The following is a 20,540-nucleotide window of genomic DNA, read 5'->3' on the forward strand; positions in this document are numbered from 1 at the left end:
TCTTCCTACTTCTCGGGAATAAGTAAACAATATAATAATACGGCCGATGATTCGAAGTCATTTCGGCTTTATCTGACAGTTTCGTCGAATTTCGAGCGCCTTCGATTGCATTGCGTCAAGAAGCTAGACGCTCACACGAAGCCATTAAAAACAAGTTAAGCGCTCTGCCGGGGAGAGAGAGAAGTTGAAACTTTTCCAGAGTACCCTCTGCTGTTTTCGCGCAATGGCGGTTCTTCCGTGAGAGAGATAACAAGCGTCATGTCTGCAGGACGTATGCACATCTCGGCGTTGAAACCTCGGGAGAGGTCGCCGGGCGCGTTATGGCCGCCAGATATCTCTCGGCACCCGTGCTGGAGCAGCCCGTTGGATAGACGGTCCGAGACCAAGCGACCGCTTGGCCTCGTCGCCCGAACGGGAAATTCGGCGCGAGAGCCGCCGCGCTCTAGAGAACGGCGCGGCTCTTCATAGGAAGTGAAAAACGCAAAATCAGGTGCAGCATCGAATGAGTTTCCTGGGACAGACTCCGGGAGGCGGTACGAGCGTCATCCGCGATCCCCGCATTTTGCTGCGTGGTTTGATCCATCACGCCGAGTGCCGAATCGACTTCTTTGAGGCTAACCGCTTGTTCACGCGCGTTGCGAACGATCGTGGTCAGCTTTTCCCCCATGGTGGTGACAAGAGCGGTGATCCTAGCAAGCGCGCATTCAGTTTCATGGACACATTCGGCACCGGAGCGGATCTCGTCGGTTGTCTTACCCACGAGTTCGCTCACATTTTTAGCCGCTTCTGCGCATCGTTGCGCCAGAGTCCTGACTTCCTCGGCAACGACGGCAAATCCGCGTCCGGCATCACCGGCGCGCGCGGCCTCGATGCTTGCATTGAGGGCGAGGACATTGGTCTGGAAGGCGATGTTCTCGATGATCGATACGATGTCCACGATTTGAGCAGAGCTGGTTTCGATCCGTTGCATGGCGTCACGGGTTCGACGCATAATATCGGAGGACGCCTCTGCAGATTTGCACGCGTCGACGCCGATCGTTTGCGCACTCGTGATGAGTTCTTCCGAATGAGACGCGCTGCGCGCGATCTGACTAATTGCTGCAGTTGTCTGCTCGAGTGCGGCGGCTTGTTGCTCAGTACGCTGCGCCAGATTTTCGGCGCCGCCATGGACCACGTCGCTTCCGGCACGAATGGTCTGGGCCGCCTCTGATATGCCCTTGATGGTCTCGGCGAGTTCACTTATCGACCGATTGAAATCGGCACGCAGGACCTCGAACTCCTCGGGTAGAGGCTGGCTCAGCTCTGAGGCGAGATCGCCGCTCGATAGTGCAGCCAGAGCCCCCCCAATCTGTTCGATAACCTTTCTAATGTCCTCGAGCCTGCGCTCGTCCTGCTCATGGCGGCTTTGCTGCGATTGCTCATTAAGGCGTCTCTCTTGCGCGATAAGGATATCGGCTTCCTGCGCCTTGAGAAGGGAAGCTCGAAAGGCGTCCAGGCCCCTTGCGATAGCGCCGATCTCATCCTGGCGCCTCGTACCGAAAACGTGGTTCTGATATTTCCCCTCCTCCAGAGCGGAGACCGAGGCAATCAGACCGGTCAGAGGCTTGCTCAATAGTTTGTGGAAGATGACCCACATGAGCAGGAGTGAAACGGCGATTAGAACAATCCCGGGGATGACGAGCCAGAAGATCGTGTTCCGCACCGGAGCTGCAATCGCCTCGGCAGGAAGGTCGACGACGAGTGTCCAATAGGTGTTGAAGCCATCGACCTTGAGCGGGACGAGAATTCGGTCCGCGCTGCCTCCGTTGAAGCCCGGGATGACCGTAATACGGTGGGAGGTAAAGGCTTTGCCGAACGACCGCGCTGAGTCATCCCGGAAATGCTGCATAAGCAGCGCAGGCGTCGGGCTCACGACCCAGTAGCCTTGGCTGGAGAGGAGGGAGATCTTGGTGCCCGGCGCAATCTGGACGTCTTGAAGCATCGGAACGAGCCAGCCCAGGGGAATATCGGCACCCACAACCGCAATGCGTCTTCCGTCAAAGGTGATTGGAAATGTGGGGGAGACCATCGGGACGCCGGTATCGTGGTCGATATAGGGCTCGAGGCCGTCCGGCTTTCCCGTACTGATGATCGTTTTATAAAAGTCGCTGTAATGAGCGGAGGGCGTACGTATCACGATGCTACCCCGGTCATCGCGCACGACATACGGGAAAAATATTCCCTCAGGATTGGTCCCCGGGCCGCCCGGGATCTGTGTGCCGTCAAATCCGCGTGGAACCTCCTTGAAGTCCATGCCAAATATTGCGGGAAAACGCTGCATATCCTCGAGGAGGAGATCGACGATGAACTGTTTGGTCAATATCCCGGTCTTGTGGCCACTTTCAATGGTGCTCTGAATGCTGCGCATTACGACGCTTTGTTCAGCTATGGAGCGGGCAATTTTTTGGCCGAGTATTTGGCTTTTCTGAATGGCCTGCGAATATACCCTTTTCTCTACTTCCTTCTTCATCATGAACCCTGAAATCGATACTGCGACGACCTGGATGATGATGAAGCAGAGGCCGCAAGCGACCAAGATCTTGGTGGCCAAGTTGACTACAGGATGGTGAAACGATTTTTTGCGCACGATGACTGCTTTCCATATGTGACGGCACGTGGCTCATAGGAGGCGTAACAGCTGCCCCTGAAGGGCAGCGTTTGGTCGTTCGGTTCTCAGAGAGCGCGGTTTGGCGCCGATGCAAGCCATGTCTGCGAAAGGGCAGGTGCCTCGCATCGTTAGATTCAGGTTAATCATTCACGAGGCGTCTGTGACGTCAATATGTTCCGGATACGTTATATCGCACCGCGGGTGGTATTTTTGTGCGGTTTGGCAAAAGGGTAACAGGCGACGCGCACAATGCGGGCAATATTGTGGGCTGAGTGATCTACCCGGCCAGAACGCGAGCCAGATATACTGACCGCACGCCCATGGTACGTTTGCATGCGCTTCGGGGGCTTGACGACAAGGCACGTCCTGATGGTGGCAGTTTTGCGTGAACCGGAAGGATTCTCTTCCTTGCCACCAAAGTAATGCGCGAGCGCAACTCAGCCTCGATGCTTGTTTCTAGGCGCTCTCAACACGCTTGCCGGCTCTATGAGCCGAAACTGCGCACGAGCCCGCCTGCAACCATCTGCCAGCCATCGATCATGACAAAGAAAATAAGTTTGAACGGCAGGGAAATTGTCGCCGGTGGGAGCATCATCATACCCAAACTCATCAAAACGCTGGAGGTGACGATGTCGATGATCAGGAAAGGCAGATAGAGCAGGAAGCCCATCTCAAAACCCCGACTCAATTCGCCGATCATGAAGGCAGGCATCAAGACGCGCCAGGGGGTTTCTGCCACATGAGCGACAGGGGACAAATTGGCGAGATGATAGAAAGTCGCGAGATCGGTCGGTCGGGCATGTGCGACCATAAACCCCCTGAACGGTTCGGCTGCCGCTTTGAGGCCGTCAATTTCGGAGAGGCTGCCGCTAATCATAGGCGCAATTCCCTGATTCCAGGATTGCTCGAACGTCGGCTGCATGACGAAAAAGGTCAGGAAAAGCGAGAGCCCGATGATAACTGTATTGGGAGGTGTGCCTTGCGCTCCAATCGCGCCCCGCAGGAGTGACAAAACAATGACGATACGTGTGAAGGCCGTCACCATCACCAGTAGACTGGGAGCCAGAGAAAGTAGGGTAATGAGCGCAGTGAGCTGGATCAGACGACTAGTCGTGCCCGGTGTCCCCCCGGTACCGCCGAGGTCGAGAGAGAGGGACTGACCATAAGCTATGACGGGCGTACAGAGTACGAGCACTGTCAGGATGAAAATGGGTAGCCGGAAGGAATGCCACTTACGCGCGCGCGAAGGCACGGCATATACCGAGCCGTGATCAATTGCGCTGGCACCGGAGGTCAGGAGCATTCCGCCGAAGGGATGGATCATTGGTTCAACTCGGCGGATGGGGAGAACTCGGGATACAGGGCCTCATTCATGCTCGCAGCGGGCGGGGTCACTACGCGAGCCTCTTCGTCGAGCCAGCCGATGAAGAGATCACTGTTAGGACCTGTCAAGATAAGCCCACGTCGCTCCGAGCAGGAAAAGATCGTCAGGCGCCGCTTCGGATCGAGAGCAAGGGTGTCGGTAACGTGCAGGCTCTTCGTTGATCTCCCGCGGCTCACCCTGGGCTCCAGATATTTAACAACGAACCGCATCAGAAAGATGAGCGAGATCACCAGCGCAAACGAAGCGCCGTAACCGAGCCATGAATATGGTGTCATGGGAGCGGCCGGCCCCATAGTTTGCTAGCGAGATGCGCAAACAGGATTCTCATTTTTGAGCGGAATTCGTCGAAGACAGAATCTCGGTCATTGTCACGCCGATATTGTTGTCGTCAACGACCACGAGCTCGCCTCGAGCGATTAGGCGGTTATTGGCGTAGATATCGACGGCTTCACCGAGCTTCTTGTTCAACTCGACCACGGCACCGCGACCCAGCCTTAATAGCTGGCTTACGGGCATAGTGGCTGTGCCGATCACCGCTGTGATTTTGACCGGAATGTCATAAACCGCATCGGTGTGGGGGGACGGTGATACACCAGAGACTGGCGCGTTAGCCGCCGTTTCTGGAGTGTCGAAGGATTCCGAAGTGAAGTCCTCTAGTCCGATCATTCCGTTTTCTGCGCTCATGATTTACAGTCCGTCTGCCATCTTGCGTGTTTTTGTGTCTGGACGTGAGAGAGAAGTTACGGAGGCTAAAACCTTCTCCACAGCTCTTCTGCGCCATTCGTCCGGATCGAGAACGACCATGTTTGTTTCAGTGCTGATTCTGATACGTGACTCTTCAGGAACAGCACAAGGCGTGAAGCTAATTTTGTCGGGATAGGCGAGGGCGCTTCTGATTAGGGCCTCGTCAGACGCTGTGCAGGATACTGTGACCTCGGATCCGTAACCCGTAATCAGGTCTATCGCATCCTGCACCAGATCACGATGCATACCGCGTAGCACGTCGGGAGGAAGCCGCGTCAGGGCGCCGACAACGTCGATCACGGTCTGCGCGAAGAGCTCTCCTGCGCGTTCCGCGAGGAGGGCGTTTCGTGCGCGCTCGTTTTCTTCGTCAAGTGCCATTTCAGTCAAGGCTGAGGAAAAAGAAGCTTCGGCTGCGAGCCGTGCTGCAGTCGCGCCTTCACTGCGTCCAGCTTCGAAGGCAGCCTGAGTCAGCGCCTCGATCTCATCTTGAGGAAGGGAGACCAGCGGACTCGTTTGTGTGGCTGGGATATCCAGCTCATCGTCGGTGGGGGTGTGAATGGGCGCAGGGGGAGGCGGCTTCGCATTGAAGTCGACGAGATGACGAGCGAGGGGCGCCTGCGGAGTGCTGACTGCCCTTGGCGTAGGCTCGCTACATGACTTCAGGGAGAAGGGTACAAATTCAGACATCAGGAAATAAATTCGTCGGTGCCAGAGCTATCGCTGATATCGATTTCTCCCGCATTGACCAAATTCTTGATCGTCATGACAATTTCCGCCTGCGCTGCCTCAACTTCCTTCACGCGCACAGGCCCAAGGGAGGCGATTTCTTCAAGCAGTATATTACCAGCGCGTTTCGACATACACTGAAGAAATAGCTTGCGCTCGCTATCCGTTGCGCCTTTCAATGCAACAGGTAGGCGATCGCGATCCATCTCGTTGACAACCCGCATGAGCGATTCCTGCGAGAGGCGGGATATATCCTCGAAGGTGAACATGAGCGCTTTGACCTTCTCCATATCCTCATGACTCTGCTGATCCATGAGCTCTGTGAGACGTGTCTCGGTCTTTCTGTCAAAATTATTGAAGACTTCAGCCAGAAGCTCGTAGCTGTCACGCTTGGAGGACCTGCCGAGGGAAGAAATGAATTCTGACCGCAATGTTGCCTCGACGCTCTCGATCACTTCGCGTTGCACCGTTTCCATGTGCAGGATGCGCATCATAACGTCTGTCGCATAATCCTCAGGTAAGAGGGCGAGAACACGCGCCGCATGGGCCGGCTGCAAGCGGCTCACAATGACCGCCGCAGTTTGAGGGTATTCGCTTCGCAGATAATTAGCGAGGATTGACTCCTGTACGTTGGCCAACTTGTCCCACATATTGCGCCCGGCAGGTCCACGGATCTCATCCATGATCTTCTCGACCTGATCAGGGCTGAGCGAACGGCGCAGGAAGGCCTCGGTCGTCTCGAAGGTTCCGACCAGACCATCGGCAAGCTCGAAATTCTCTATGAATTCCTTACACACCATCTCGACCATCGGGGCTCTGACCACGCCTAGTCCTGCCATAGCTATCGAGATGTCACGTATCTCGTCCTCATGCAGGGACTGCATAAGAGAAGCGCTTCTATCGCGACCGATAGCCATGAAGAGGATCGCCGCCTTCTGCTTGCCCGTCAGGATGAATTCTGGTTCGGCAGGGGCGGGTGATCCCGTATCAGGGGGAGGCATGACGCTCATGAAGGGGCTCCCTGTCGTGGCTCGGGCGATTCAAGCCAGTTACGGATGATCCCGAGGCTGCCCTCAGGATTCTGGTCAATACGATCAGCAACTTTCGCAATGGTTCCTGCACGGGCCTTACCCTCGATCCCATCGATCGAGACAGTCTCCGCGTCGTTGCGAAGCGCCAGGCTGTTGCCATTGTTTTGTCCGAGCGCGGAATGGCCTGAGTCGTTATCCAGAAAAGCGTTGGAAGCGCCGTTGAGTGCCTCAAGATGGGTCGGCCCTGGCCTGGAGAGGGCAGGGAGAACACCGCTACCACTCCCACGTCGAAGCAGAGGCCTAAGGGCAAAGAAGCCGGCTCCGAGCGCGAGCAAGATCGGTATGACCCATTCGGCGAGATAGATCAGGTGATCGCGAGAAAAGAAACCTGGGGCACTGGGGAGGGGCTCGACACCCCCGTCTGGCATGAAGCGCATGGAGACCACTTCAACCTGATCGCCGCGCGCTTTGTCATATCCCACGGCGGTCTTGACGAGGGTTGTGATTCGCTCGATTTGTGCGGCATCGAGTGGCTTCCATATCTCGGCGCCACTCTTGTCTTTAGCATAGGAACCATCAACCATGACGGCCATGCTGACACGCGAAACGCGTGGATGGGTCTGATTGACGACCCGCATGCGTTTGCCGATTTCGTAGTTGTTCGTCTCTTCGTCTCGCGTATCGCTGGACCCGCTTTTGTTGGACTGCCCAGCGTTCGCATTCGGAAGATTATTGGCAACGGATGTATTGGGACTCGACTCTGTGTTGACGCTCTTGTCCGAGCTCGTCTGCTGTGATCTCAAAACCTGCTGATTGGGGTCGAAGCTCTCTTCGGTCTCATGGACCTCATCCGTATTGATGGTCACCGCCGCGCGAGCGCGCACATGCGCGGTTCCTAATGTCGGGACAAGCATGTCCTCGACTGACTGGGAAAGCCGGGTCTCCTCGGCATGTCGGAACTTCTCGAACGCGTTTTCCTGGCCATCTTCGCTATTAGGCTCACCGGGCTTCGCCAGCACGTCTCCTCGTGTGTCGACAATCGAGATTGATTGCGGTCTCAAGCCAGGAACGGCTGCGGCAACGAGGTTCTGAATTGCTTGGATGCCGTCAGGGGCGATGCGCCCCGCGCGCCCAATGTCAATCACGACACTTGCCTGAGACGGATTAGTCTGTACCGAAAACAGGTCGCGATGAGGAAGTACAAGATGGACACGCACATTGCGTACGCCCTGCAGGAGTCGGATCGACCGCTCGAGTTCGCCCTCAAGAGCACGCGTTTCGTTGATGTTCTGCTCAAACTGTGTGCTTGTCAGCGTCGCGCTCTTATCGAAGAGCTCATAGCCGACGCTCCCGCCATTCGGAAGGCCGTCCTTGGCCAGAAGAAGGCGCGCCTTCGCGACTTGATCCGAAGGGACATAAAGACTGGTGCCATCCGGAGAGGTTGTGCTCGGAATATGCGCTTTGGTGAGATCCTCAACCATTCTGGCGGCTTCGTTGAGGTCCAGGTTACCGTAAACAAGGGCATTCGGCTGGCTGGAGCCACCGATCATCAGATAGCCGAGGAGCCCAAGCACGAGCGCTCCGGCCATGCCAAGCGCGATAAGGCGGTTGCGCCCAAGGCCTTTCAGGGATGAGATAAGATTTTTCATCGATTATGGTCGTCAGTCGCAATCGATTATTTCAACAACTGGCACCGTTAATCTCCATTGCTCTTTATTCAATTTCTAGTTCTATCCGCAGTCGATTGCATTGACGAATGTTCTAAATGACGAACGTAATATTCAGGCGGCTGGTAAAAGCACGCGTCAGCCGAAAGGATGATGGACGGTTCAGGGCATATAGGCATTTGTCGGCGGCGTCTCTTTGAGCGGCAGGTTGAGGCGATTGGCGTTCTGATCTTGGGTAAGACCCGTGGGACCCTGCGCAACCTGTCGAGCCACATTGGGCATGAGGTCGGGTCTACTCCAGCAATCCACCCCGTTCCAGCTCTGTGTGCAGTATGGTTGGGGCGCCGGGGGGCGTTCCGCAGGCGCACACCAATCCTCGCCCTGTTGTATATACCCGGCATTACACTCACGCCCTGTGAGGTGGCGGGCGACATCGTCCACGGCGCATGCAGAGAGCATGAGGCATGACATTCCGAGCAAAAAGACGCACCGGATGCCTCTACCGCTGAGCACTGAGAAGGGATGACGCATCGCGGTCCTTGCTGGAAGTCGTGAATTGTTGCAGTCGAACCGGGAGTCAAAAGAGACCCTGTCATCACGGTTCGGATTTAGCTCGTTGGTTCAGCGGCTATTTTGTTGATGGCGTTCATGCCACGCGTGGTTTCGGTCTGGATAAGCTGGAAAGTAAGGTCGTAGTCGCGCTGGATTTGAACCAGGCGGGTAGTCTCGGCGACGGCATTGACATTGCTTCCCTCGAGCATTGCTTGATGCAGCTCAGGATTGGGAAGCTGACGCGTAGGGGTGGTCGGCCGGAGGAGGTAGCTTCCCTCCGCGATAAGCGTCTGAGGATTATTCACAGTTACAATGCCGATCATCCCCAGAGGCCCATCCTCGGTCGAAATGGTCCCGTCCTTTGCAATCGAGAAATCGCCGCTCTCCTGTCGCAGCACGAGATTGCGCCCGTTATTATCGAGGACCGGATTACCAGCGCTGTCGATGATTGTGCCGTCCAGGCGCCGAGTGAACTGCCCATTTCGCGTGAGCCTTACGCCCTGTGTCGTACGCACCGAGAAATAGCCTTCTCCGTTGATCGCGACATCAGTGGCATTACCTGTGCTTCTCAACGGGCCCTGGACAAAATCGCGAAACGTCGCCTTGTCCTCTGTATAGGCTTGCTCACGATCACCCGGAATTTGCCCAGAGCCCTTTTGATGCACGAGGTACTGCGAAAAGAGCTCTCGCGACCCCTTGAAGCCGTCTGTATTTTCGTTGGCCAGGTTATTCGCAGCGACGTCGAGCTCACGCTTGAGGACATCGATACGCGACAAAGCAATATAAGCGGTACTATCCATGGCGCACGATCTTCCCTTGAGATTGAGGCAGTGTAGGGGGAAAGTGTAAGTAAAATACTTCCAATAAGACTGCCATTATTTCATCAAATTAATGGTTCGCGTGAGCATGGAGCGTGTCACCTGCATCGCGTTGAGGTTAGCCTCATAAGAATGCTGCGCCTCATGCGTATCCATGATTTCGGTCATTGCATCGACATTGGGAAGCTTCACAAGCCCATTCCGATCTGCGGCGGGATGAGACGGATCGTAATGTGTCTCAAAAGAGGACTGATCTTCACCAATCTCTTTGACCGACACAGAAGACACACCCGTATCGCGGTTGAGGATTTCCTTGAATGTGATGGTTTTTCGACGATATGGGTCGGAACCCGGTGTCGAGCCCGTCGTTTCAGAGTTAGCCAGATTTTCGGCCGCAACCTGCAGTCGCTTTGCCTGCGCCTGCATCCCGGACGCTGAAATTCCGATCGTATCTGAGAAATTCATTTTTTACCTCATGGACCCGGGGTCAGGATGAACCAAGCGCAAGCGAAAACATCGACATATAGGTGCTGTAGGCATTCGTCGCCATGCGCTGTTGGTCGTCAGTCTGAGCAATCTTCACGAGCTCACCTTCCAGATCGACGCGGTTGCCATCAATCGACATGCTTCCCTCAGTCTTGCCCGTACCTGATTGACTCGTCGCTCCGGTCAAATGCGCTGAATCTGTGCGGGATAACGGCACGGACATCTGATGCGAAAGTGCGCTTTTGAAATCTGGCAGATCGCGAGCTACATAGCCTGGAGTATTGGCGTTGGCGATATTGCCCGCAATCAGTGACTCTCGCGACTGCAACCACTGCATGCGCTGCTTGGCGAGGTCGAGGACATCTGTTCCCTTGCCCACGCCAGTCGAAGGCGTTGATAGTGCTTGGAGCATTAAATTCTGCCCTTCGTTATGCAACCGTGATGACGGCAAATGGCATTATCTGAATGTCGGAAACTGTAGAATGAAATCGGCTGCGAGAGAAGCACAACTGCGGTCCGTAACAAAAAAAATCCCCTTCTGGTTCCAAAGCGATGCTCATCGCTGTGCTTCCGTCGTAGGGGAACCGGATTGAGTCAATAACGCGAATATCCTGGCCTTCGGGCCAGTCATCTCACGCGCGGTAACGCGGTCCGTCAGCCATTTGAGGGTCGCGATGTCCCCGGCGCGGGCCGCATCTGAAGCTAGTCTTAGGGCTAGATCCTGCTGAACATCCGACAGTGTCCCCCCGGCGGGAAGCTCGGTTTGCGCGATAGCCTGAAGCTCATGGCTCGCAGAGGTCCAATCGGCTTGGTTTTCGAGCATTCTGACCCGCATCAGCTTCGCTGAGGTGCTTTGCGCAGCCTTCAGTATGCTCAAGCTTTGCGCTTTATCCCCGTTCACTAGCGCGATTTCAGCGCGTGCTACGTCACGCTGCGCTTTGAGTTCGGGAGAAATCGATGGCATATCGGTGGCGTCGAGTGCAGCGGAGGCCTTGGCGGCATTTTTCAGTTGAAGATAGGCTCGCGCAAGAGCGAGGCCCGCTTCTGCTTTATTTTCCGGGACAGTCAGACCGGGGATCGCGGTTTCCAGGGCTTGGCTCGCATCATCAGCAAGCCCCAGCGAGAGCAGAAGCTTGCCGTAAGCAGCCTTCAGGAGTGACGAGTCCGGGCCTGCTGGCAGCAGCGCGATATGGGATTTGATCAGCGCGGCATCGCGAAGGGCTTGTTGGTTGTCCTGTCCATGCGCGCCGGTTTCTGCCAGGCCCTTCAGCGCTACGATGAGATCCGCGTTACGCCTTTTTGAATACGCCGAGGGACCGTCCGGCGGCGCGCCTTGGTCGATCATCAAGGCCGCGCTATGCCATTCGCCTGCTTCCAAAAATGCTTCTGCCTGCGCGAGGCGTACTGGTGCTTCACGTCCGGCGAGGCGGGCGTCGAGAATAAGCGCGTCAAGCGCGTGGATTGCCTGATGAGGCGTCAGCTTTCCTTGCGTGCGATCAAGCAGGATCAGTCGCTCGGCGGATTTTTCGGCGATAACAGGGTCACGGTCCGACCTGAGACGATCGAGCGTTCGCCGCGCGGCATCGGTTCTTCCGATCCGTATATTCGCAAGCGCGCGTGCGAACTGAAAATCTGCCTCTTGTGGCAACGTATTCAGACTTGGCAGATCACTCGGACTTGCCTCGCGCGCTATTGCCTCTGCGGCGCGCGGCAGAAGGACCGTGCGCACGTGACGCGGATAACTCCTCAATCTATCGAGATCGAGCGCGAGACGATGCAGGCTGGAAGCGTCACTTTGCTCAGTGCGCGCCAGATAGAGGGCGCGCCAGAGCTGCGCGGCGCGTTGCTGGCTTTCTGGCCAAGGGCCATCGAGCGCCGATGCCTCTTCCAGATCATCGTTCATCAAGGCTGTGGCGGCGGAGAGGAATCGAATTTCAGGACGTCCAATTTCTTCCGGATCGTCTCGAAGCGCTACGGCTAAAATACCACGCGTCTCTTTGAACGCTCCCATACTGAAAGCCGCTTGCGCCTCCTTCACGCGACTATTGAAGCGTGCCGCCGGGCTAGAATCTGCGGCGGCTAGAAAGGAAGAGTGAAGTCTCTCGCGGAGCCCTGTATCGGCCAAATCCTGAAGAGCCAGCCACTTCAGATCGATATCGTTCGCGTATACCGCCCGACCATCATCTATCATACGGTGGCCATCTCGATTGAGAAGAAGGCCGGATGGGACAGCTTGAAGGGTGACATCATCATCCCGCGAAGCGACCACGACGCCCTCACTCGTAGGCCATACATCATATCCGGGCGCGCGGCGCATTGAGGCGATGCCTCCATCGTCCAGAAGGGATGTGCCGACTAAAAGCCGCCCGCCAGAGCTTGGGTCGGCGATCGAAAGGACGCGACCGCTACGACGCATCGGATAAAGGATGCCGGTCGGGACCGCGATGGGATTCAACGCCCGGCGGTCTCGTTGTGCGGCATCGACGGGCGGTTGGAGGCCCAGAACCCATCCGTCGCTTTGCTGGGAAAGATAGAGAGGGCGGGTGTCAGCCTTGCGTAGCTGGATCACGGTCGCATCAGGCAAGACACTGACGCTCAGTGATGCGAAGATACCGTCACCGTGTATCGCAGAGGTATCCATCGGGATCGCGTTATCAATCAGGATTATGAACCGATCACCGCTCTCGAAGGCAGCAATGCCCGCTTTGGCGGGGATCGGAAGCAGCACCCGGCTCTGCGAGGACGCGGACATTGAGAGTGTCGGCCCAGGTCGGGTACCTCCCACGTCAGACGCGCCATGCGGCGCAGATTCGCTCGAGGGATGAGGCGATGTATTCCTGATAGACGCCGAGGTGGCAGGCGGGGGAGGGTCCAAGAGAGTGGCGCGCCAGGACGACGGCAAACCGTTCACGAGATCGCTGCCAGAAACCTGATTGGTGCCACCGTCCGGCTGCGCAATTGCAGTGGGCGTTGACCCGGGAGCGGGATTCGCGCGGGCTTCCCTGTGATGGGCTGCCGAACGCGTTGGGCGGGCGTCGCTGGAAGACGTAGCTGCGTAAAAGCAGGCAAGCGCTACGGGGGGCAGCCAGGGAAAATACCTGGCAAAACTCAGGGGAGAATAAATCACTTTCCAGCTTGACCAAAAAAACAAGCCTTTGCCTCTCCGATATGCCTGTCCGTACACACGTGTTTCACAGGCTCCGCCCGGACCGCAGTAACGGCAGGTCAGGCGAGCAAGTTCAGGATCTGACTGAACGTCGAACTGCCCGTGGCGGAAACGTTCGTTCCGTCACTGTCGGCTTGGCTCGTCTCTGCTGCAGCGTTCCTGATATTTCGATGGGCCATGGCTGACGGGCCGCCATGGCGGCTCACCTCATAAGAAGCATGGGCGTTCGAACTTGTCGCTTTTAGCAAAGCGGCTGAGACCGAAGAGGCGGCTGCGATATCTGACATGTTAAACCTTTTTTGAAATCTGGCTCCGCAGCGAAAAGCGGCGATTTTCTTACAGCAATCGAGACCCGGTCTGACCGTGTGGGCTCATTATGAAGCAAGTATGTTTCATTAACGTTAAAATCTTTTGAATCGTTTGCAGAGCAGTCCGGTGGCTCCTAGACGTTGGATTAGCACGTTTTTTTTCGTCGAGCAGATATTTTTTGCGAAATATTTCCTATTTATGCGCAAGGTCCGGGAGGATCGTTAACGATCCTTGACGAATTGACGATGCCAGTTTGCAACACCTCGAGAAAATCGGCAGAAAGCGGCCATGTTTTGTCACTGTCGGATGGTCGCATCAGTTTTTGCGTTGTAAGATGAGGCGAAATGCGGGGTGTTGTAAGTAAATAGAACTTAGAGAAAAATTAATTTTCGTTACCGGCAGTAAACAACAAATACATGATCATATTTCTGGTCGCAAAAAACTCAACGCGAACTTTTGTGAATTATTGGTGGATAATAAATGCGCATATTATGTGTGGCTGAGAGCTCAGGTTTCAGCCGACCTAGTGTTGAGCTTGCAAAAGCTGCTATCGCGGGTTCGCTCTCGATCATCGTCAATGATTCCTCAGGGGTTGTGGAAACTCTACGTCGATCGCATTTCGACGTGGTTGTTTTGCAGCAGGCAGCGTCTGACACGCGCATGATCCGACAATTGCGCAAAGGGAAAATTGCGCTGCCGGTTGTCGTATTCCGCAAGATGGCATCGGTAGAAGGGGAGGTTGAATTACTTTCCGCTGGTGCCGATGATTGCCTGAGCGAGGATACCGATCACACGGTCATTTTGGCCAGACTTCGCGCGGTCATGCGGCGTGCTGGCGGGCATGACAGCCCCACGCTACAGATTGGACGGTTGTCCGTTGGCGTTGAAAGACGCGAGGTCCATATCGATAATACGGTCGTGCCTTTGACGCGCAAAGAATATGATCTTCTCGCGCTTCTGGCGATGCGGAAGAACCAAGTCTTAAGTAAAGAGGTCCTCCTGGACAGTCTTTATAGTGGTGAGGACGAGCCTTTCGGCAAGGTCATTGACGTGATGATCTGCAAAATAAGGAAGAAGATCCGCGCACTCGGTATCGCCGAGCCATTCACAACGCAATGGGGTATCGGCTACCGACTTAATGAGGCCGCTTTCATGCCCGTCACTCTGACCTTGCCCAAGGAAGATTTGCAGGTGCGATCGGTATCCAAAGAGACATGCCTGCCGGTGATGGGGGGAATTCACATGCTGAATGCGATACTCCCGCCCGAACGCGCCAGGGGCTGAACTGTCGGAAATAGCTGCATCCTGAAGTAAACGCTCTGCTTCATTGAGGCATTCCGGTAAACACCGGAATGCCTATGCCGTCTCTCAGCTCTCCGCAGCGCTGGAGGTGCTGGTATCATCCGCGGCCGTTGTCGATGTTTTTCCGCTGAAATTGGTGATATTCGAGAGGGGAATGGTCGCAGCGCCCATTTGGATCTCAAGGTCAGAGCTGCCTTTCGTAACACCTGTGACGATGCCCTTGATGGTGAATGGCAAATCGGACGTGGTCCCAGTCGAATCGATGGTCTTGACTGCTACGCTGTATGCGCCGTCGGCAAGCTTGTTGCCGGAATTGTCTGTACCGTCCCACGTCCAGTTATTGGTGCCAGAGACGGACGTTCCTGTCTCGGTTTTTACGATCTTTCCGCTCGAATCACTGACAGCAATTGCGACGTTCTGGCCCTGCGTGGCGGTGAAGCTCAGAGATGCCGCGCCACTTTGCAGAGGCAAGGTCGTAGTTTTGGCTGTTGCCGTCTGACCGACCCATTGGCTGCCAGAGCTGAGCTGGCTACTTTCATTAAGTGAAATAAGAGAGGAGAGATTCGTGTTGGTCTGAACCTGCTGCTCCACCCCTGCGAACTGTACCAGTTCAGACGTAAAGGAGTCCGAACTCATCGGACTGCTGGGATCTTGATGCTGCAACTGGGTCGTCAAAAGGGTGAGGAAGGTCGTGTAGTTATTGGCCAAAGACGACAGGCCGAGCGCGGCGCTGGAACTCGAGGATGTGCCGGACGTCGTCGCATTGGCAGAGGCTTTTGCAGTGGCCTCCGCCGCTTGGATAAGTGCGGTCTGATTGCTGATCGATGAGGTTGCCACGTAGTTTGCCCTTTCCAGAATAGTGTATAGTTCTCGATTGGCGTTACGCCGTTATGTTTAGTCGGCCGTCTCGGCCCATCGCAGGGCCGTTGTTTCGGGTTGACGCGTAGGTCTCGGTTGTTGCGTCGCGGTCCATGACATCCGGGATGCTGAGTTGCGGTTTATAGCCAGGATTGGAATTCTGCCCTCCACCCGCGAATCCTTGCCCTTGCGCGAAGAAGGTCATGCCGCTCTGAGACTGGTGGTCATGCGTTTGTGTATTGGAGCCGGCAGACCCGGGAGCCACAATGTCTATCTTGATCGTGCTCGTATCGATTCCGGCTGAGGTCAATGCCGCGACCAGATCGTGTCTATTTTTGTTGAGGTTCTGCGCTGTGACATCGTCGTCACTTTGAAGGATAATACGGGTTGCTAGGCCATTCTCGCTCTCGAGGCTCAGATGGATCGGGCTCGAGTCCGCTGTCTGTATCGTCATAGAGAGAGCGGTCATATCCTGTGAAGGGCCAGACGATTGATCGGTTCCTAAAGACGGATCAGTTCTTCCCCCTGACTTGACTGTATCGGATAGGCTTCGGTCACTCAGATCGCTCTGTCGATCGGCGAGCAGCGATGCGAACTCGCTGTGTAGACTGCCAATCGAGTTTGCAAGCTGCGTCATCAACGGTTGAGGTGAACCACCGATTTCGTTGCGCTCGTCGGATGATGCGTCCCCGTCTCCAGATGATGCGCCGCTACCTAGGCCGCCGCCAGTCGTAGATCCGCTCTGTGTCGCATCTGCGTTCTGAGCAATCTCCTGGCCGGACGCGACGCCCGATGCTCCTGCACCCGCCTGCGGACTATCATCCAGCTCACGGACACCCTTGATGAGAGAATCAAAGCGAGGCGTTGGGCTCGTTATCTGCAGGAGCGGCGCGGCAGAGGGCGATGCGTTTGCCAGCCCTTCGTGAGTTTGGTCTTGAGCTGGCTGCGCGGATGACTGTTCATCGGTGATCTGAGTTGTCGAAAGCGACCTGCTGCCGTCAAAAGTTTCGATAGATGAAGTGACTGAGGCACCGCTCGTTATATTCGCGGCAAGTCGGGTGATCGTTACGCCCGGACTGCTTAGAAGGACTGCGCTCGAAGCCAATCTGTTCGATATCTCAACGTGACCCGTATTGGTCCCGATGAGATAGGCTCCGGCTCCGCCTGCAAGCGCTGATGATGCGGTCGTGTAAGCGGCGGAGCGGATTGACCTTGGCGCGGTGTCTGGCTGTGAAAGCGCGCTGGCGGAATTGAAGGGCAACTTCTCTCCGGCGGGGAGGGGGGTGATTGCTGTAGACGTCGATACGAAGGAATTGCCGTCGTCGGGATTTGAGTCCAAATTCTTCTGTGCCGGGGCGGACCCTGCGCTCGAAAGCGCGATAAAGCCACTCATAGTTGCGGTCGCCGTGGAGCCCGCGCCCGGTACTATCGTGCTTCCTTCGATCCCCGGTTTGTCTTGGTCAGCAGGGCTCGCTACCAATTCTGAAGATGTCGAACCTGGCGTGCCGTTTGAGGTCAGGACGGCGAAATTCATCGGAATCAGATAAGCCCCCTGAAGGCCTGGAGATCCCGATCCGTCCTTGACTTGAGAGCTCGTGGCGTCTGTGCTTTCCGCATTCGCCGCCGGAATTGGTCTATGAAGCGGCTTCGTCATAGCCTGTGAAGAGACAATTTGGGCACCCGATGAAATCGGGAGGCGTGCGCTTGAGTCGGAAAAACCTGAACTCGTCACATCGCTCCGACCCGAAGGGATTCTCTTGGGGTGTTCCGGGGTTGCTTGTCTTTGATGTGCCGCTGCGGAAAGCTCGTTCCTGAAGGCGGGCTTGTAGCTACCTGGTTCGGCGATCACCTGGGCGCCCGACGTTACGCGGCTCGCGAGGCCAAGGGAGCTCATTGTCGAAGCGCGTTCGTTACCGACTGAGCGGGAATGGCTTTCTCTGAGTTTCATTGGGGAGCCTCCGAAGGCCGGTGTTGCGTGCGAATCACGAGGCGACGGCCTGAGACTCTGAGAGCGCCGTGTCTAATTCGAAAAAGCTTGGCATTGCTTCCGGCGGGATCTCTTTACGTCCAATCTCGGCGCTGACCTGAGGGGGATTCCCTTGGAGATGAGCGACGAGCACCGTTTTGATGATGTTCTGATAGCGGCTGTCCTGCACGATTACGGCCTTGATCCTGGATGCAAGCGGTGCAACCACACCGTAGGATAAAAGGACTCCAAGGAAGGTACCAACGAGCGCCCCGGAGATCATCTCACCCAGGATCGCGGGTGGTTTGCTGATGGAGGCCATGGTCTTGATCACGCCCAGCACCGCCGCGACGATGCCGAGTGCAGGGAGAGCGTCGGCGATGCTGGTAAGGCATTCCGAGATATGAAGTTTCTCTTCCTGGTTCTTGCGCAGTTCGCGAGCCATCACATCATCGAGCTGATAGGCGTCTTCGAGGTTGAGACTGACGAGACGCAGATAATCGCAAATCAGATTCCGCGTCTCCTCATCGTCACGCACCTGTGGTGAAAGCGCGAAAATACCACTTTCCTCGGGATTTTCGACGTGCTCCTCAAGCGCCATAGGCCCTTTGGACTGGGCGAGGCGCGTTAGGCGGAAAAGGATAACCAAGAGACCAATATATGCGGCCTTGTCGTATTGCGGGCCTTTCAAGGCGAGCTTGAAATTATGCGGCAGTTCCTTGAGAGCGCCGAGAGAATTCGACATCACGAATATGCCGAGCGCGGATCCAAGGATTGTCAATAGCTCAAATGGCATGGATGCGAGAAGGGGGCCGAGTACGCCGCCGGAGGCTGCGAATGAGCCAAATACGCAGAGCAGGGAAAAAACGAGCCCCCCGATGAAAAGCATCTTGCAGTTCCAATTCTGAGTCTGATCTGGGAATTTGTAGGTCGAAAAAGATAGGGCTTAAATAATGGTGTCTGCGAGGAGCGCCGCCGTAGGCGATCGATAATTTATTTCGGGCTAGGGGGATTATCTAGGTTTTTTTGACTCGCCTCCCCACTATTGCGGGGCTCGGGAGATGGTGAGTCCATATTTGGGTGAAGGCGATGCATAATGATCACAACACGACGATTGGCAGCCGCAGAGGGTGTTGCCTGTACCGCAAGCTCACGGTCGGCTCCCCCTGAAACGTCGAGAAGTCGGGTATCGGGATACCCTGCCTTGACCAGGATTTCACGAGATTGGTCGGCTCTCAATGCAGAGAGTGTCCAGTTCGACATCGCGCCCGAAACCTTACCTTTGTAGGGGGCGCCATCAGTGTATCCTACAATTGAGATACGCTCTGGCATTGGGGCGAGCCATTTGGCTATCTCGGTGAGCATCGCGCGGCCCGCCTTGTTTGGGCTCGAGGCACCAAGATCGAACATGGGCACATTCCGCGTGTCATGGAGTTCGATCCTGACCTCGTTTCTCCCATAGGATATCGAGAGATTGTCGGAATAGGCGCTTGTTTCGCTGCCATCCTTCAGCGCTTTTTCCAACTTGCCCGTCATTTCGCCCAGGCTTTTTTGCTCGGCTTTCGCTGCTTCGGAGCCCACTGGTCCCGGCTTGTCTTGACGTGAGCCGCTTTCTGGGCCGCCAATCGGTACGATTGCTGCCTGAACTGGGAGTGATTCGTGTTCCGTCTGATGACGGATTGCCGGTACCGCGTCGATTGGTGACGAAGCACCATGGCCTACGTATGGGACCGGCACTGGTCCCGCCGTATCCATGTTGGCATCATCTTCCAGGCGATCGAAGCTGCTGCCGCCCATCATGGGAGCGGGAGGGGTGTCAACGATCTTCTCAGGCGGAACTGCCGATTTCTCATCGGCCAGAGGGTTAAAATACTGTGCAATCCCGCGACGCTGTTCGTCGGTCGTCGCGTTCAGCAGCCACATGACCAGAAAGAACGCCATCATTGCAGTCATGAAATCAGCGTAAGCGATTTTCCAAGCGCCGCCGTGATGGGCTTCATGGCCGTCATCCGCGGATTTGCGGATGATGACAGTCGGTCGGTTCTTTTTGGCCATGAGCGCCCTGCGTTTCCGTTATCGTCCCTTTAGATGCAACATGCCAAGACGCGAAGAAGGGGTCCCCTCAAATCCCGCTCGTCCAGCATGGTTGAGGGCGATCGAAGTGTCCAGCCAGACCTCACCTCCCAAATCCCGCCAACGTTTGCAGAACGTGAAATCCTCACTCAGGTAGGTGCCTGTTTCCTGGTCGATGCTTCCGTCGAATAAGGCGTAACACATCGCGCCGTCACCGGAGCCAGCAGCGTCGATGCGCTTATAGGCGGTTTCCGGGTGATGTTTGATCATTGCGGCAATCGCCTTGCGGCTGATCATCATGAAGCCGGTTCCAGCGTAATGGGTCCTGAAAAGCGGCCCTTTTTCCCAGGACGCGTGCATCGCATCTGTTTCACCCACGTAGCGCAAAGACGCAGTTTCCATCTTCTCGCCGCGGTTGAGGTTTTCCTGCGTTCCCTTGTCCCAGAAGCGCTCCTTGATCGGATACATTCCCGCGATGACGTCCTTGTCCGCTGCGAGCAGTCGTGCAGGCGCTTCCGCCGGAAACCCGATATCCGCGTCAACGAAGAGGAGATGCGTCGCATCGGAACGGGTGTAGAATTGATGGACAAGCGTGTTGCGCGCGCGGCTAACCATCGCATCATCACCCAATAAAGACAGGGTCATTGGTATGCGAATGATGCTCGTGCAAGCAATGATCGACTCCATGTATTCCTGCGTAACGAGCCCCCCGAAGCAGGGCGTCGCGATGAATATCTTGGCGTTCTGTGTCTCTTCCATAACGTTCCTGATAGCTACTGAAAATAAGGATGCACCGCTGTCATAGCAGGCT

Annotated in this window: 17 protein-coding genes; 1 reads left to right on the plus strand and 16 read right to left on the minus strand. The window is 55.9% G+C overall.

Annotated elements, in window-relative coordinates; translation table 11 throughout:
* Positions 1-442: 442 nt before the first annotated feature.
* From WFJ47_RS12995 to WFJ47_RS13045, 11 genes are all read right to left on the minus strand, one after another.
* Complete coding sequence (locus tag WFJ47_RS12995; protein ID WP_336763542.1) at positions 443-2,626, minus strand: methyl-accepting chemotaxis protein; 2,184 nt, start codon at positions 2,624-2,626, stop codon at positions 443-445.
* Positions 2,627-3,131: 505 nt separating this feature from the next.
* Positions 3,132-3,971, minus strand: coding sequence for a flagellar type III secretion system pore protein FliP (gene fliP / locus WFJ47_RS13000; protein WP_336763544.1), 840 nt, complete (start codon positions 3,969-3,971; stop codon positions 3,132-3,134).
* A gap of 384 nt (positions 3,972-4,355) precedes the next feature.
* The gene (gene fliN, locus WFJ47_RS13005) at positions 4,356-4,715 is read right to left on the minus strand and encodes a flagellar motor switch protein FliN (protein ID WP_336763546.1); all 360 of its coding nucleotides are present in this window, start codon (positions 4,713-4,715) and stop codon (positions 4,356-4,358) included.
* A gap of 3 nt (positions 4,716-4,718) precedes the next feature.
* Positions 4,719-5,462 (minus strand): hypothetical protein, encoded by a 744-nt coding sequence (locus WFJ47_RS13010; protein WP_336763548.1) that lies wholly within the window; start codon positions 5,460-5,462, stop codon positions 4,719-4,721.
* Positions 5,462-6,511, minus strand: coding sequence for a flagellar motor switch protein FliG (locus WFJ47_RS13015; RefSeq protein WP_233582034.1), 1,050 nt, complete (start codon positions 6,509-6,511; stop codon positions 5,462-5,464). The genes WFJ47_RS13010 and WFJ47_RS13015 overlap by 1 nt, the downstream gene beginning before the upstream one ends.
* Positions 6,508-8,181, minus strand: a complete 1,674-nt coding sequence (gene fliF, locus WFJ47_RS13020) for a flagellar basal-body MS-ring/collar protein FliF (protein WP_336763550.1) — start codon at positions 8,179-8,181, stop codon at positions 6,508-6,510. The genes WFJ47_RS13015 and fliF overlap by 4 nt, the downstream gene beginning before the upstream one ends.
* Positions 8,182-8,807: 626 nt before the next feature.
* The gene (gene flgF, locus WFJ47_RS13025; protein ID WP_336763551.1) at positions 8,808-9,551 is read right to left on the minus strand and encodes a flagellar basal-body rod protein FlgF; all 744 of its coding nucleotides are present in this window, start codon (positions 9,549-9,551) and stop codon (positions 8,808-8,810) included.
* Between the two features lie 75 nt (positions 9,552-9,626).
* Positions 9,627-10,034 (minus strand): flagellar basal body rod protein FlgC, encoded by a 408-nt coding sequence (gene flgC / locus WFJ47_RS13030; RefSeq protein WP_127101998.1) that lies wholly within the window; start codon positions 10,032-10,034, stop codon positions 9,627-9,629.
* A gap of 22 nt (positions 10,035-10,056) precedes the next feature.
* Complete coding sequence (locus WFJ47_RS13035) at positions 10,057-10,506, minus strand: flagellar basal body protein (RefSeq protein ID WP_336763552.1); 450 nt, start codon at positions 10,504-10,506, stop codon at positions 10,057-10,059.
* A 105-nt stretch (positions 10,507-10,611) separates the two neighbouring features.
* On the minus strand, positions 10,612-12,783 hold the full coding sequence (locus WFJ47_RS13040; protein ID WP_336763553.1) for a hypothetical protein: 2,172 nt from the start codon (positions 12,781-12,783) through the stop codon (positions 10,612-10,614).
* A gap of 497 nt (positions 12,784-13,280) precedes the next feature.
* Entirely contained in the window at positions 13,281-13,508 is a 228-nt protein-coding gene (locus WFJ47_RS13045; RefSeq protein ID WP_336763555.1) for a hypothetical protein, read from the minus strand.
* Between the two features lie 517 nt (positions 13,509-14,025).
* Here WFJ47_RS13045 and WFJ47_RS13050 point away from each other — a divergent pair.
* Positions 14,026-14,814, plus strand: coding sequence for a response regulator transcription factor (locus WFJ47_RS13050; protein ID WP_336763557.1), 789 nt, complete (start codon positions 14,026-14,028; stop codon positions 14,812-14,814).
* An 84-nt stretch (positions 14,815-14,898) separates the two neighbouring features.
* Here WFJ47_RS13050 and WFJ47_RS13055 read toward each other — a convergent pair whose 3' ends face one another.
* The 5 genes from WFJ47_RS13055 to WFJ47_RS13075 all read right to left on the minus strand — a co-directional run bounded on the left by WFJ47_RS13055 (position 14,899) and on the right by WFJ47_RS13075 (position 20,416).
* A complete protein-coding gene (locus WFJ47_RS13055) occupies positions 14,899-15,669 on the minus strand; it encodes a flagellar hook assembly protein FlgD (protein WP_127101994.1) in 771 nt (256 codons plus the stop codon).
* A 43-nt stretch (positions 15,670-15,712) separates the two neighbouring features.
* Positions 15,713-17,224: a hypothetical protein gene (locus tag WFJ47_RS13060; RefSeq protein WP_336763560.1), complete on the minus strand. Its 1,512-nt coding sequence runs from the start codon at positions 17,222-17,224 to the stop codon at positions 15,713-15,715.
* Between the two features lie 448 nt (positions 17,225-17,672).
* Positions 17,673-18,545, minus strand: coding sequence for a flagellar motor stator protein MotA (gene motA, locus WFJ47_RS13065; protein WP_127101992.1), 873 nt, complete (start codon positions 18,543-18,545; stop codon positions 17,673-17,675).
* Between the two features lie 104 nt (positions 18,546-18,649).
* Positions 18,650-19,711: a flagellar motor protein MotB gene (locus WFJ47_RS13070; protein WP_336763561.1), complete on the minus strand. Its 1,062-nt coding sequence runs from the start codon at positions 19,709-19,711 to the stop codon at positions 18,650-18,652.
* A gap of 18 nt (positions 19,712-19,729) precedes the next feature.
* Positions 19,730-20,416, minus strand: a complete 687-nt coding sequence (locus WFJ47_RS13075; RefSeq protein WP_336763563.1) for a hypothetical protein — start codon at positions 20,414-20,416, stop codon at positions 19,730-19,732.
* Between the last annotated feature and the right edge of the window lie 124 nt (positions 20,417-20,540).

This window comes from Asaia sp. VD9 (assembly GCF_037150015.1).
Taxonomy (GTDB): Bacteria; Pseudomonadota; Alphaproteobacteria; order Acetobacterales; family Acetobacteraceae; genus Asaia.

What these genes read in the sequence shown, in the direction of transcription:
- fliN (WP_336763546.1), bottom strand. Translation starts at nt 4,715, where the DNA reads ATGAGCGCAGAAAACGGAATGATCGGACTAGAGGACTTCACTTCGGAA.
- motA (WP_127101992.1), bottom strand. Translation starts at nt 18,545, where the DNA reads ATGCTTTTCATCGGGGGGCTCGTTTTTTCCCTGCTCTGCGTATTTGGC.
- flgC (WP_127101998.1), bottom strand. Translation starts at nt 10,034, where the DNA reads ATGAATTTCTCAGATACGATCGGAATTTCAGCGTCCGGGATGCAGGCG.
- WFJ47_RS13075 (WP_336763563.1), bottom strand. Translation starts at nt 20,416, where the DNA reads ATGGAGTCGATCATTGCTTGCACGAGCATCATTCGCATACCAATGACC.
- WFJ47_RS13015 (WP_233582034.1), bottom strand. Translation starts at nt 6,511, where the DNA reads ATGAGCGTCATGCCTCCCCCTGATACGGGATCACCCGCCCCTGCCGAA.
- WFJ47_RS13045 (WP_336763555.1), bottom strand. Translation starts at nt 13,508, where the DNA reads ATGTCAGATATCGCAGCCGCCTCTTCGGTCTCAGCCGCTTTGCTAAAA.
- fliP (WP_336763544.1), bottom strand. Translation starts at nt 3,971, where the DNA reads ATGATCCATCCCTTCGGCGGAATGCTCCTGACCTCCGGTGCCAGCGCA.
- WFJ47_RS13010 (WP_336763548.1), bottom strand. Translation starts at nt 5,462, where the DNA reads ATGTCTGAATTTGTACCCTTCTCCCTGAAGTCATGTAGCGAGCCTACG.
- fliF (WP_336763550.1), bottom strand. Translation starts at nt 8,181, where the DNA reads ATGAAAAATCTTATCTCATCCCTGAAAGGCCTTGGGCGCAACCGCCTT.
- WFJ47_RS13060 (WP_336763560.1), bottom strand. Translation starts at nt 17,224, where the DNA reads ATGAATTTCGCCGTCCTGACCTCAAACGGCACGCCAGGTTCGACATCT.
- flgF (WP_336763551.1), bottom strand. Translation starts at nt 9,551, where the DNA reads ATGGATAGTACCGCTTATATTGCTTTGTCGCGTATCGATGTCCTCAAG.
- WFJ47_RS13070 (WP_336763561.1), bottom strand. Translation starts at nt 19,711, where the DNA reads ATGGCCAAAAAGAACCGACCGACTGTCATCATCCGCAAATCCGCGGAT.